The organism is Lachnoclostridium sp. An138, from assembly GCF_002160765.1.
Classification (GTDB): domain Bacteria; phylum Bacillota; class Clostridia; order Lachnospirales; family Lachnospiraceae; genus Laedolimicola; species Laedolimicola faecalis.
Genome location: NZ_NFLF01000001.1, coordinates 83,477 through 96,608, shown reverse-complemented (window position 1 = coordinate 96,608; position 13,132 = coordinate 83,477). Strand labels below are relative to the sequence as shown.

Below are 13,132 nucleotides of genomic sequence, written 5' to 3'. Positions count from 1 at the left end.
AGAGAGAGAAAAAGCTGCGCTTAAGACATTAGGAGGAAGAGTTAAGAATGATTTCAGCAGGAGATTTTAGAAACGGCGTTACCCTTGAGATCGAAGGAAACGTATATCAGATTCTGGAGTTTCAGCATGTAAAGCCGGGCAAGGGCGCAGCTTTCGTAAGAACAAAACTTAAGAACATCATCAATGGAGGCGTGGTAGAGAAGACTTTCCGCCCCACCGAGAAATTCCCCCAGGCGAGAATCGACCGTGTAGAGATGCAGTACCTGTATTCCGACGGTGATCTGTTCCATTTCATGAACACAGAGAATTACGATCAGATCGCGCTGAACAAAGAGGATATCGGAGATTCCCTGAAGTTTGTAAAAGAGAACGAGATGGTTAAGGTATGTTCCTATAATGGAAACGTGTTCGCTGTTGAGCCGCCTCTCTTTGTAGAGCTGGAGATCACCGACACAGAGCCGGGCTTCAAGGGAGATACGGCTACCGGAGCTACCAAGCCGGCTACCGTAGAGACAGGCGCTGTCGTATACGTTCCGCTGTTCGTAGACCAGGGCGACAAGATCAAGATCGATACCCGTACAGGCGAGTATCTGTCCAGAGTATAAGAGGGTCTGACAGGGCAATCGGGCTATCAGATAAGACGTTGTAAGAGCAACATAAAAGCATGGAAGAGACTGCTTCACCGGCTTGGCGGTAGGATATGGATACCGGCGGCTGAGAGGGGCAGTCTTTTTTGTCAGCGCCGATTTTCTGTGCTAACCAGGAAAGGCAGAAGAAAAGAAAGGCGGAACAAAAGAAAAGAAAGCGGCAGAAAAAGGAGCCTGGGATTCCTTTGGGGAATTCCAGACTCCTTTATAGTCTGCATCTGACTAGATTCGAACTAGCGGCACCTGGCGTCGGAGGCCAGTGCTCTATCCACTGAGCTACAGATGCATAATGGCTACTTGAGATATTCTACAACAAAATATAAAATTGTGCAAGCAGAAATTTTTTTTGAAAAATATACTTGAAAAATCCAAAATATTCCAGTACAATGAAAGCATCTTCTAATTCAGGCAGTGCTTCGCTGCAGAAATCCCCAAGGAAGTATTTAAAATTAAAATTCAAGAAAGGAAGGAATCATGAATTATCAGGAATTTATAGGATCAGTCACAGGGTTTTTGAGGGAGTCTCTGCCCTGCGGCACAAAGCTGGAGCTGCTCCCGCTGGAGAAAAACAACGGAGTGATTATGGACGGCCTGTCGATTCGGCGGCAGGGGCAAAGAATAGCGCCTACTATTTATATGGATGCCTATTACAGAGAGTATCTGGACGGCCGCTCTCTGAAGTATATCTGTGACCAGATTCTGGAATGCTGCGAAGATACCAGCATTGAAGAAAGGTTTGATATGGACTTTTTCACGGACTACAGACGGCTGAAGGCTACGGTGGTGTATAAGCTCATCAATGCGGAAAAGAACCGTGAGCTTCTGAAAAAGATTCCCCATCTGCCGTTTCTGGATCTGGCGATTGTATTTTACTGTCTTCTGACAGATACGCCCGTGGGAAATGCCACCATATTGATTCATAACAGCCATATGAAACTCTGGAAAATCAGCTGCAGCGATCTGTACCGGGACGCGAAGGAAAATTCCGTGAAGCTGCTTCCGGCCAGACTGCAGAGTATGTCAGAGGTGATAAGCGAGCTGTCGGAAGGAATGGAAGAACCGGAAGAGACGGGAGTGCCCATGTATGTGCTGACGAATTCAAGAAAAGCACTGGGGGCGGCCTGTATTCTTTACGATGGCATTCTGAAGTCCTGCGCGGACAGGCTGGAAGAAGCTTTTTATCTGCTTCCCAGCAGCATTCACGAGGTAATTATGGTGCCTGTCTCGGCAGTGAGCGATGAGCGGGAGCTTGTCTCCATGGTGCGGGATATCAACCGCACGCAGGTGCGCAGTACGGAAATACTTTCAGACAATATTTATCTTTATTCTCCCGATTCCGGGAAGCTTACCCTGATAGAAAACTAATTTATGACCGATATGGGGTTATCTGAGTGAAAATGTTCACAAAATTGTCACAATTTAAGGTTGCCTTTTTGCTGTAAGTTTGCTACAATCGTTTTGTTACAAAATTGTTACATTTTTGGGATGAATCTTCTTTTTTAGAATATAGCATTTCGAAGCAGGAGGCATGTATGAAATTTTCCGTAGATAATCTGAAAGAAAAATGGAGTAAAGATAAGGTCGGAGACTGGATTGTAAAATATAAGCGCCAGGTGGCGGTAGGGTGCGTAGCGTTCTGCCTTGTGGTTTTGGCCGGAGTCAGCCTGATGGGCGGCGGCTCGTCTTCAGGGGAAGACAGCGCGGCGGCAGCGGCAGATGCGTCTCAGGATACGGGAGATCAGCAGGGCGCTGTGGTTTCGGGAGCAGCGGCGGTAGACGCTGAGGCTACGGCGAGCGTTAACCCGCTGGAGAAGGATGCTTATCCGGCAGTGAACGAGCTTGTACAGAATTACTATAATTATATGGCGGCAGGCGATATGGAGGGTCTGGCATCTGTGGAAGATACCACCAGCGAAGAAGAGCAGAACCGTATTCTGCGTTCCAAGGATCTGGTAGAAGGCTATCAGAACATTTCCTGCTATACGAAAAAAGGTCTTGAGGATGGTTCCTATCTGGTATTTGTGTACTATGAACTGAAGTTTGCTCAGATTGATACGGCGGCCCCCGGACTTTCCGCGCTCTATGTATATACGAATGACGAGGGGAATCTCGTGATTTTCAATGGGGAAGCCAGCGAAGAGCTGAACGCGTATGTGGAAGAGACGGCGCAGGAGGACGACGTGCTTGCTCTGCGTGAGGAAGTGCGCACAAAATACGAGGAGGCGAAGGCTGCGGACGCGAACCTTGCAGAGCAGGAGGAGCGTTATCTGCGGATAGCGGAAGGAAGCAGTGATTCTGCAGAGACCGCAGAGACCACGGAGGAACAGCCTGCGGAAGAAACGCCGGAGGAGACCACGGAGGAACAGCCCGCGGAAGAGACTACAGAAGAACAGCCTGCGGAGGAAACGCCGGAGGAGACCACCGAAGAGCAGCCCGCAGAAGAGAGCACAGCTACAGCGCAGAACAGAGAGACGCGTTTCACGGAAAGCGTAAGGCTGCGTGCTGAGCCCAGCACAGAGGCGGAGTATCTGGGAACGGCTTACCAGGGCGAGAGCGTGACGCAGATCGAGAGCTACGATGATGGCTGGAGCAAGATTAATTATAATGGAACAGAATGCTACTGTATGACACAGTATCTGGAGTAACAGATATCGGCAGCGGAGGCGCCGGCACAGGGGGAAGATTTTTCCCGTGCCGGCGCTTTTCTGTATAAAACAGAGAAATCTCCATATCCTATAAATGGTTTTGAAAAGACGGATAAGGAGGAACGTTTTATGCTTACAACCGCAGATTTGGCGCTGCTGAATGAAGCCTACAGAAATACAAAAATGGGACTGGAGGCAATCAATACGGTCATCAGCAAGGTGTACGACGAGGATCTGGCTCTGGATCTGAACCGGCAGGCGGTCCGCTTCATGAGTCTTGAAGATAAGGTGACAGATAAAATAAGAGAAGCCAGCAGGCGGCCGGAAGCAGCGTCTCCGGTGGGAAAGGCAGTGCGGTGGACTTCGATTCAGGCGAATACACTTCTGAACACCAGCACGGAGCACGTGGCAGATCTGATGATCCAGGGAAACGCAAAGGGAATCACGGATTTGATGAAGGCTGTCAAAGCCAACAGGGGAGCCAGAAAAGAATACTGTGAGCTGGCAGAAGAGATTATGGATTTTGAAGAAAAGAATATCGAACGGCTGAAAAGCTATCTGAAAGACTGAGAACGTAAAATTTAGCCGCACTCCGCCGCACTGGAAAAAATTTTTCATTTTTTTCAAAAAAATGCTTGCAAATTTGGGAAGGCCGTGCCATAATAGCCATTGACAAAGGCGTCAAAAAAGGGGTGCAGGATCTGTGGACCGCGCTTCTATAATTTTTGTACGCTTTTTTTGTTTGCTATTCAAACTGCCATGCAGTTATGATAGGGAATGAATACAGAAAGCAAAGGGTAGAGGAGGAAACAAAACATGTCTTACGTTGATGAGGTCATCGAAGCAGTAGTAGCAAAGAATCCCAGTGAGCCGGAGTTCCATCAGGCAGTCAAAGAGGTTCTGGAGTCCTTACGTCCGGTAGTGGATGCCAATGAGGAGAAATTCCGCAAGGAAGCGCTTCTGGAGCGTCTGGTTGAGCCGGAGCGCCAGATTAAATTCCGTGTTCCGTGGGTAGACGACAAGGGACAGGCGCATGTAAATACCGGATACCGCGTACAGTTCAACAGCGCTATCGGACCGTACAAGGGAGGTCTTCGCCTTCATCCGTCCGTAAACCTGGGTATCATCAAGTTCCTGGGTTTTGAGCAGATTTTCAAGAATTCTCTGACCGGCCTTCCCATCGGCGGCGGCAAGGGTGGTTCCGACTTCGACCCGAAGGGTAAATCTGACAGAGAGGTTATGGCATTCTGCCAGAGCTTTATGACAGAGCTGTACCGGCACATCGGAGAGAATACAGACGTACCGGCCGGCGATATCGGAACGGGCGCAAGAGAAATCGGTTATATGTACGGCCAGTACAAGAGACTGACCGGACGCTATGAGGGCGTGTTGACCGGAAAAGGACTGTCCTACGGCGGATCTCTTGCAAGAACAGAGGCGACCGGCTACGGACTTCTCTACCTGACACAGGAGATGCTGAAGATGAACGGCATCGACATTGCAGGCAAGACAGCTGCGGTATCCGGTTCCGGAAACGTGGCTATCTACGCAATCGAGAAGGCACAGCAGCTTGGCGTAAAGGTAGTGACCTGCAGCGATTCCAATGGCTGGGTATACGATCCGGAAGGCATTGACGTGGCAGCCCTCAAGGAGATCAAAGAGGTGAAGAGAGCGCGTCTGACCGAGTACAAGAATTACCGTCCGAACTCCGAGTACCATGAGGGACGCGGCGTATGGAGCGTAAAGGTAGACCTTGGCCTTCCCTGCGCTACCCAGAACGAGCTGCTTCTTGAAGATGCAAAGCAGCTGGTAGAGAACGGCTGCATCGCAGTTGCAGAGGGCGCGAACATGCCGACCACTCTGGAGGCTACCGAGTACCTGCAGCAGCACGGCGTTCTGTTTGCGCCGGGCAAGGCGGCGAACGCAGGCGGCGTGGCAACTTCCGCTCTGGAGATGTCCCAGAACAGCGAGCGTCTGAGCTGGACTTTTGAAGAGGTAGACGCAAAGCTTCAGGGCATTATGGTAAATATCTGCCACAACATGGCTGACGCGGCAGAGCGCTACGGCTATGAAAAGAACTATGTGGTAGGCGCCAACATCGCAGGCTTTGAGAAGGTTGTAGACGCCATGCTTGCACAGGGCATCTGCTAATCAGATAACAGACTAAAATATATTTTTCATCTGCAGCGGCAGCGCCGGTGTACAGAGGAACAAAGCAGTCCCTGTGCGCCGGCGCTCCACTGTTTTTGGAAGATAAAAAAGTGAAACCACTGTTTTAAATATCGGCCGATATTTGAACCAGTGGTTTTTTCTGCTATGATATTCCCCGTTCCATTTCCGGAGCGTCTGCTTTATTTAGAGAAACATGAAAACCTTTCTGGCTTCTCTGCTTTTTCCTTGCGTCCCCATCCGGAATCCTCTATAATAATTCTGCGGGACAGAAAATAAAGGAAAGGAATACGAACGTGGAAGAAATTCGTCTGAATAAATACTTAAGCGAAGCCGGCGTATGCTCGCGCCGGGAGGCGGACAGACTGATAGAGGCGGGAAAGGTCCTGGTGGACGGAAAACCTGCTGTGATGGGGATGAGGGTCCGCCCGGATCAGGAGGTTCAGGTAGGAAAGAAGATAATCGGCGGCGGGCCGAGAGAGGAACGGGTGCTCCTGGCCGTGTACAAGCCGCCTGGGGTCATCTGCACCACAGATCAGAGAGAAAAACGCAATATCGTGGATTATGTGGGATATCCGGTCCGCATTTATCCCATCGGAAGACTGGACAAGGATTCAGAGGGGCTCATCCTGATGACCAACGATGGAAGTCTGGTCAACCGGATGATGCGTTCCTCCAATCATCATGAGAAGGAATATCTGGTCACGGTAAACAAGCCGGTGACGGATGCTTTTCTGGAACAGCTGCGAAAAGGCGTGCGCATCCGTAAGGTGGAAAAGGGAGAGGTGCTTCTGGATACGGTGACGAAGCCCTGTCAGGTGGAGAAGCTTGGAAAGAAGAGCTTCCGTATCATTCTGACCCAGGGACTGAACCGGCAGATCCGCAGGATGTGCGAAGCTCTGGGTTATCAGGTGGAAAACCTGAAACGGGTCCGGGTGCTGAATATTGAATTGAAAGGTATGAAGCCCGGAACCTGGCGGAAGGTGACAGAAAGGGAGATGGCGGAGCTTCTGGAGCTTATCCGGGATTCCCGGAACTGATTTGGGAGGCTGCCGGGATTACCGAACCGGATTTCGGAAAGCGGAGCCGGCGGAGAGCGGCGCGCCTGCGCAGCCTTCCGCCGGTTGTAAGAGAATAAGAATAGCGGGTTAATTTAAGTATGGAAGAAAAGAAGAAGAGAATGAAGGAACTCGTGGACCTTCTGAACCGGGCCGGACGAGCCTATTATCAGGAAGCCGACGAGATTATGAGCAATTACGAATACGACGCCCTCTATGACGAGCTGGCGCGTCTGGAACAGGAGACGGGGACGACGCTTGCGTCGAGCCCCACGGCTCACGTAGGCTATGAGGTTTTGAGTGAGCTGCCCAAAGAGCGGCATGAGCGGCCCATGCTGTCTCTGGATAAAACCAAGGATACGGAGGCTCTGAAAAGCTGGATTGGTCCACACAGGACCCTCCTTTCCTGGAAGATGGACGGACTTACGATTGTGCTGACTTATCGGGACGGGGAACTTTTTAAGGCAGTCACAAGAGGAAACGGAGAGGTGGGCGAGGTCATCACGAACAATGCCCGGGTATTCCGTAATATTCCCTTAAGGATTCCCTTTCAGGGAGAACTGGTTCTGCGGGGAGAGGCGGTTATCGGATATAAGGAGTTTGAACGGATCAACGAAGAGATTCCCGAAGCGGACGCCCGGTACAAGAATCCGCGGAACCTGTGCAGCGGCTCCGTGCGCCAGCTGAACAACGAGATTACCGCAAAGCGCAGCGTGCATTTCTTTGCCTTTTCCCTGGTGCGGGCAGACGGTGTGGATTTTGGAAATTCCCATGAGAAGGAATTCCAGTGGCTGAAAGAGCAGGGCTTTGAAGTTGTAGAGTATAAAGTGGTGACAGCGGACAATCTGGAGGAAGCCATCCAGTGGTTTGCTTCCCAGATTGAAAAGAATGAATATCCTTCGGATGGTCTTGTAGCTCTCTACGACGATATTGCCTATGGCCGGTCGCTGGGGCAGACGGCCAAGTTTCCCCGGGATTCCATGGCCTTCAAATGGGCCGACGAGATCCGGGAGACGACGCTGAAGGAGATTGAGTGGAGCCCGTCCCGGACGGGGCTTATCAATCCGGTGGCCATCTTTGATCCGGTGGAGCTGGAAGGCACCACGGTGAGCCGTGCCTCCGTTCACAATATCAGTATTATGCGGGGGCTGGAGCTGGGCGTGGGAGACACCATTGAGGTCTATAAGGCCAATATGATCATTCCGCAGATTGCGGAGAATAAAACGCGCAGCGGCGTGAGGGATATTCCAAAACAATGTCCGGTCTGCGGAGGAGCTACGGAGATCCGAAAAGTCAACGACGTGGAATCCCTGTACTGTACCAATCCGGACTGCCAGGCAAAGAAAATCAAGTCCTTTACGCTCTTTGTGAGCCGGGACGCTCTGAATATCGAGGGTCTTTCGGAGGCAACGCTGGAAAAGTTCATTGCAAAAGGATTTATCCATGAATTTGCGGACATTTTCCGGCTGGAGCGTTTCCGGGAAGAGATTGTGGAGATGGAGGGACTGGGAGAAAAGTCCTTTGAGAATTTAAGCGCAAGTATCGGACGGGCAAGAAAGACCACCCTTGCCAGAGTGATCTACAGTCTGGGAATTCCCAACATCGGCCTTGCCGGCGCAAAGCTTATCTGCCGCCAGTTTGACGAAGAGGTGGAAAAGCTGCTGGCGGCGGGCGAAGAGGAACTGGCTGCCATCGACGGCGTGGGGCCGGTAATTGCGTCCAGCTTTACGGGATATTTTGCCGACGCGCGGAAAAAGGAACAGTTTTTCAGTCTGCTGTCTGAGCTGGAGCTGGAAAAGGAGGAGAGAGCCGGAGTCCAGGATTTGAAGGGCAAGGTTTTTGTGGTGACGGGCAGCCTCGTTCATTTTTCCAACCGGGCGGAGCTCAAGGAGCTTATAGAGAGACGGGGAGGCAAGGTGACGGGAAGCGTGACGGGAAAGACCGACTATCTCATCAACAACGATACGGCTTCCGCCTCGTCCAAAAACAAAAAGGCCAGAGAGCTTGGCATTCCCGTGATTTCCGAGGAAGAATTCCTGAAGCTGTGAGGACGGAAAAGAAAAAGTAATATATGAGGAGTTTCTGAAAAAATGAATACAGAGAGAAAGATCGTCTTTTTCGACGTGGACGGAACCATTTACGAGATGAACCGGGGAACGCCGGACAGCACGCGGGAGGCCCTGGAAAAGCTGAAGGCGCAGGGACATATCCCCATCCTGTGCACAGGAAGGCCCAAGGCGTCCATGTTTCCGGAGGTTCTGGATCTGAATTTTCCGGGAATGATCTGCGGAGCGGGAACATATATTGAATACGAAGGGCGCGTTCTGAGAAATCTTTTGCTTCCCGGTGAACTGCTGCTGCAGGAGGTGCCCCGCCTGGAGAAAATCGGATGCTGCGTGGTGCTGGAAGGGCCGGAATACTTAAGCTGCCGGATGAATGAGGAGACCTTCCGGCTGTTCTCCATCGTGGAACGGCTGAAAAAGGAATATCCGGAACGCCTGAAGGAAATGGATCTGCTGACGGACCGGGTCTCCAAGCTGACGGTGAAGATTCCGGATATGGCGGCTTTTGAACGCATGGCGCCGGAGCTTCAGAGAGCTTTTGAGCTGGCGCGGTATGAGCGGATGCCATACGCGGAGATGATGCCGAAAGGGATTTCCAAGGCAGATGGAATCCGCATTCTGCTGGAAGAACTTGATATTCCTCTCTGCAATACTTATGCATTTGGGGATGGACCAAACGACCTGGAAATGTTACAATATGTACAGTACGGAACGGCTATGGGCAATGCCGAGGAAGTGGTTCTTCAGACTGCGAAATACAGGACGGAAGGAATCTGGGAGGACGGCGTGGCCCGGGCGCTTGAAAGGTACGGACTGATCTGAAAGGCCGGTAAGGCGGGAGCTTTTCCAGGAGGGGGGCTCCGGTACCGGAATCCCCAGGTCTGATAAGGAGGAGAAGGGTATGGATAACAGGTTGTATGAACTGATGAACTGGCCTCGTATTGAGGCGCTGGTCTACTCGGAGGAGGACGAGCCCCAGGAGATTCTTGGACCCCATAAAGTGGAGGATGGAATCCTGGTTCAGGCTTTTCTGCCGACAGCGGTGAAGATGACCGCGGTGATCAAGAGTACGGGAAAGGAATACGAGATGGAGCTGGCGGATGAAGGCGGCTTTTTCGCGGCGCTGCTTCCCGGAAAGACGGTCCCCGAGTATTTGTTCCGGGCTGAGTATGACAACGGGACGGTTCAGGAGCTGGAAGACGCCTACCGTTTTCAGCCGAAGGTGTATTCTGATAAGGACCTGGACAAGTTCGAGGCGGGAATTCATTATACGCTGTATGAAAAGATGGGAGCGCATCCCATGACCATCAAGGGGGTAGAAGGTACTTATTTTTCCGTGTGGGCGCCCAATGCGTGCCGTGTGAGCGTAGTGGGAGATTTCAACCTCTGGGATGGCCGCAGGCATCCCATGCGGCGGATTGAGAAGGCAGGCATTTTTGAGCTCTTTATTCCGGGAATCCGGCCCGGCGCCTGCTATAAATATGAGATTAAGACGAAAAGCGGTCTTCCCATGCTGAAGGCGGACCCCTATGCGAACGCTGCTGAGCTCCGCCCCAATACGGCTTCTATTGTCACGGATTTGTCCGGCTTCGAATGGACGGATGGAGCGTGGCTGGAAAAGCGAAAGAAGACGGATTACAAGAAAGAGCCTCTTCTTGTCTATGAAGTGCATCTGGGCTCCTGGAGGAAGCCGGAGGCAGAAGAGGACGGCGCGGATACGGCGCTGCCGCCGGCAGACGGAGACGGGACGGATTCTCCGGAGAATGGGAATGCGGCGGAAAAACCGGCCAAGGAGGTCCGGGAGTTCTACAACTACCGGGAGATCGCTCCAATGCTTGCGGAATACGTGAAGGATATGGGATATACCCATGTGGAGCTGATGCCGATTATGGAGCATCCCCTGGATGAGTCCTGGGGATATCAGGTGACTGGCTATTACGCGCCTACAGCCCGGTATGGTTCCCCGAAAGATTTCATGTATTTTATGGACTATATGCACAGCCAGGGAATCGGAGTGATTCTGGACTGGGTGCCGGCTCATTTTCCAAGGGATACCTTTGGACTGGCGGCTTTCGACGGCACCTGCCTGTATGAGCACCTGGACCCGCGCAAAGGCAGTCATCCTCACTGGGGCACGCTGATCTATAATTACGGCCGGCCGCAGGTGAAGAATTTCCTGATCGCGAATGCGCTGTTCTGGACAGAGATGTACCATGCAGATGGAATCCGCATGGACGCGGTGGCCTCCATGCTGTATCTGGATTATGGAAAAAACGAGGGAGAATGGGTGCCGAATATCTACGGCGGAAAGGAAAATCTGGAAGCCATAGAGTTCCTGAAGCATCTGAACTCTATTTATAAGAAGAAAAAGAACGGGGCGCTTCTGATTGCAGAGGAGTCCACAGCCTGGCCGAAGGTGACGGGTCCGGTGGAAGAAGACGGCCTCGGTTTTGATTTTAAGTGGAACATGGGCTGGATGAATGATTTTCTGGGTTATATGCACTATGATCCTGTGTTCCGCTCCTGGCATCATGGAGAGCTGACCTTCAGCATGATTTATGCCTACAGCGAGAACTTTATCTTAAGTCTTTCCCATGATGAGGTGGTTCACGGCAAGGCAACGCTGGTAGGAAAGATGCCGGGCGACCGGGATTCTCAGCTGAACAACCTGCGGGCCGCCTACGGCTTCATGATGATGCATCCCGGAAAGAAGCTTTTGTTCATGGGACAGGAGTTCGCGACCTTTGACGAGTGGAATGAGAAGCAGAGTCTGGAATGGGATCTTCTGCAGTATCAGGACCATGGTAATATGCGGGAATACGTGAAGGCACTGAATCATTTCTGCCTGGAGCACCCGGCTCTCTACCAGCTGGATCACGATCCGGACGGCTTCACCTGGATCAATAACATTTCGGCCAACGAGAATATGCTGGTATTCACCCGTCAGTCGAATAAGCCGGAGGAGACGCTTCTGGTAGTCTGCAACTTCTCTCCGCTGGTTTATGAGAAGCACAAAATCGGAGTTCCTTTTGAAGGACGCTATAAAGAGATTTTCAACAGTGACAGTGAGATCTACGGCGGAACGGATGTGCGCAATAAGCGGGCGAAGCGCTCCAAAAAGTCAGAGTGTGATGGAAGAGAGGATTCTATTGAGATAACAGTACCTCCTATGGGAATCGCTGTGTTCTCCTGTATAGCTGAGAAAGGGCCGGAAAAGGAGAAGGCACCGGCGAAGAAGAGCGCTAAGGCGGAAAAAGCTGTTCAGACAGAGAAAACCGTTCAGGCAGAAAAGAAAGGACGCGGTAAAAAGGCATGACAGTTCTCACATCGACGGAGATTACAGAAGGGCTCCAGTCAGATCTTTCTGCTGTGACAGAGCAGATCAGCAGGACTCAGGAATATATTGACAGATACCTGCCTTCTGTCCTCAGTTTTGGACTGAGACTTCTGTTTGCGGTCATTGTCTTTCTGGTGGGGGCCAGACTTATAAAGCTTCTGCGGAAGTTTATCCGGCGCTCAATGGAACGGGCCGGAGCGGATGTGGGGCTGATGCAGTTCCTGGATTCGCTTCTGAAAGTGATTTTTTATTTCGTACTGATTATGCTGATTGCCTCCGGCTTTGGAGTAGATACGACTTCTGTAATGGCGCTGGTGGGATCGGCCGGTCTGACGATAGGACTTGCCTTCCAGGGCAGTCTGTCCAATTTTGCGGGCGGAGTGCTTCTGCTGCTGATAAAGCCTTTTAAAGTGGGAGATTATATCATTTATGTGGCGGATAATCTGGAAGGAACCGTGACAGAGGTGCAGATGTTCTATACGACGCTGCTGACGGCGGACAACCGGAGAGTGGTAATTCCGAACGGCGTGCTGTCCAACAACAGCCTGGTCAATGTGACAGCCCAGGACAAGCGCCGCCTGGACATCGATGTGGGCATTGGCTACGACTCGGATTTGAAGCTGGCCAAGGAACTCTGCGAAAAGCTGCTGAACCAGGAGGAGAAGATCCTGGATGACCAGGAGCATATTGTGGTAGTGGACAGCCTGGCGGACAGCGCGGTCATGCTGAAGCTCCGCTTCTGGGTGCGCCCGGAGGATTACTGGAACACCAAATGGAGGATGACAGAGAAAGTCAAAATCCTCTTCGATGAGAACGGAATCGAGATACCGTTTAACCAGGTAGATGTAAATATAAAGTCTGCAGGCGCCTCTGACTGAGAAAGGCAGAGGCGGATACTGGTTAAGTAAGACAAAAAAGAATAACAGAAAAGTGCAGGAATTGCCGGAAAGGGCGGTTCCTCCTTAAAGCCGCCATAATAAGGCCGCCGCTGAAGTTTTGACAGGAAAGCGGCGGCCTTTATGATTCATCTGACCGTTGGCGGTTTCTCGAAACTTGTATTTAGAAAAAAAATAAATACAAGTTATACGAAAATCAATACAGGATATGAAAAAACCCCATAAGAAAATGCGAGAATCTATTGACAGCTTGTGCAATCTGTTGTATAAGTAAATTGTAAGAATCGGAAAAATAATAAAACAATGAAAAACGGATT

The 13,132-nt window shown here is 51.2% G+C and carries 10 protein-coding genes and 1 tRNA gene; 10 read left to right on the top strand and 1 reads right to left on the bottom strand.

Annotated features, from left to right (window positions below; all coding sequences use genetic code 11):
* Positions 1-47: 47 nt before the first annotated feature.
* Positions 48-605, top strand: a complete 558-nt coding sequence (gene efp / locus B5E82_RS00440; RefSeq protein WP_087305229.1) for an elongation factor P — start codon at positions 48-50, stop codon at positions 603-605.
* 255 nt (positions 606-860) lie between these two features.
* On the opposite strand, the gene B5E82_RS00435 is transcribed toward efp, so the two are convergent.
* Positions 861-933: transfer RNA gene (locus B5E82_RS00435), tRNA-Arg, on the bottom strand.
* A gap of 188 nt (positions 934-1,121) precedes the next feature.
* Between B5E82_RS00435 and B5E82_RS00430 the strand changes: the two genes are divergently transcribed.
* The 9 genes from B5E82_RS00430 (at position 1,122) to B5E82_RS00390 (ending at position 12,797) form a co-directional block, all read left to right on the top strand.
* Positions 1,122-2,012, top strand: a complete 891-nt coding sequence (locus tag B5E82_RS00430) for a DUF5688 family protein (RefSeq protein WP_087305227.1) — start codon at positions 1,122-1,124, stop codon at positions 2,010-2,012.
* 167 nt (positions 2,013-2,179) lie between these two features.
* The gene (locus B5E82_RS00425; RefSeq protein WP_087305225.1) at positions 2,180-3,292 is read left to right on the top strand and encodes an SH3 domain-containing protein; all 1,113 of its coding nucleotides are present in this window, start codon (positions 2,180-2,182) and stop codon (positions 3,290-3,292) included.
* A gap of 129 nt (positions 3,293-3,421) precedes the next feature.
* Entirely contained in the window at positions 3,422-3,862 is a 441-nt protein-coding gene (locus B5E82_RS00420) for a hypothetical protein (protein WP_087305223.1), read from the top strand.
* A 246-nt stretch (positions 3,863-4,108) separates the two neighbouring features.
* Complete coding sequence (gdhA, locus tag B5E82_RS00415) at positions 4,109-5,443, top strand: NADP-specific glutamate dehydrogenase (protein ID WP_087305220.1); 1,335 nt, start codon at positions 4,109-4,111, stop codon at positions 5,441-5,443.
* Between the two features lie 314 nt (positions 5,444-5,757).
* Positions 5,758-6,501 (top strand): pseudouridine synthase, encoded by a 744-nt coding sequence (locus tag B5E82_RS00410; RefSeq protein ID WP_242966203.1) that lies wholly within the window; start codon positions 5,758-5,760, stop codon positions 6,499-6,501.
* 119 nt (positions 6,502-6,620) lie between these two features.
* Entirely contained in the window at positions 6,621-8,567 is a 1,947-nt protein-coding gene (gene ligA / locus B5E82_RS00405) for an NAD-dependent DNA ligase LigA (RefSeq protein WP_087305216.1), read from the top strand.
* 42 nt (positions 8,568-8,609) lie between these two features.
* The gene (locus B5E82_RS00400) at positions 8,610-9,404 is read left to right on the top strand and encodes a Cof-type HAD-IIB family hydrolase (RefSeq protein WP_087305214.1); all 795 of its coding nucleotides are present in this window, start codon (positions 8,610-8,612) and stop codon (positions 9,402-9,404) included.
* Positions 9,405-9,483: 79 nt separating this feature from the next.
* Complete coding sequence (gene glgB / locus B5E82_RS00395; protein ID WP_087305213.1) at positions 9,484-11,898, top strand: 1,4-alpha-glucan branching protein GlgB; 2,415 nt, start codon at positions 9,484-9,486, stop codon at positions 11,896-11,898.
* The gene (locus B5E82_RS00390) at positions 11,895-12,797 is read left to right on the top strand and encodes a mechanosensitive ion channel family protein (protein WP_087305211.1); all 903 of its coding nucleotides are present in this window, start codon (positions 11,895-11,897) and stop codon (positions 12,795-12,797) included. Before glgB ends, B5E82_RS00390 begins: the two co-directional genes overlap by 4 nt.
* Positions 12,798-13,132 lie beyond the last annotated feature (335 nt).

Coding starts and splice junctions, on each gene's coding strand:
- B5E82_RS00390 (WP_087305211.1), top strand. CDS start 11,895: ATGACAGTTCTCACATCGACGGAGATTACAGAAGGGCTCCAGTCAGAT.
- B5E82_RS00420 (WP_087305223.1), top strand. CDS start 3,422: ATGCTTACAACCGCAGATTTGGCGCTGCTGAATGAAGCCTACAGAAAT.
- B5E82_RS00400 (WP_087305214.1), top strand. CDS start 8,610: ATGAATACAGAGAGAAAGATCGTCTTTTTCGACGTGGACGGAACCATT.
- B5E82_RS00430 (WP_087305227.1), top strand. CDS start 1,122: ATGAATTATCAGGAATTTATAGGATCAGTCACAGGGTTTTTGAGGGAG.
- ligA (WP_087305216.1), top strand. CDS start 6,621: ATGGAAGAAAAGAAGAAGAGAATGAAGGAACTCGTGGACCTTCTGAAC.
- gdhA (WP_087305220.1), top strand. CDS start 4,109: ATGTCTTACGTTGATGAGGTCATCGAAGCAGTAGTAGCAAAGAATCCC.
- efp (WP_087305229.1), top strand. CDS start 48: ATGATTTCAGCAGGAGATTTTAGAAACGGCGTTACCCTTGAGATCGAA.
- glgB (WP_087305213.1), top strand. CDS start 9,484: ATGGATAACAGGTTGTATGAACTGATGAACTGGCCTCGTATTGAGGCG.
- B5E82_RS00425 (WP_087305225.1), top strand. CDS start 2,180: ATGAAATTTTCCGTAGATAATCTGAAAGAAAAATGGAGTAAAGATAAG.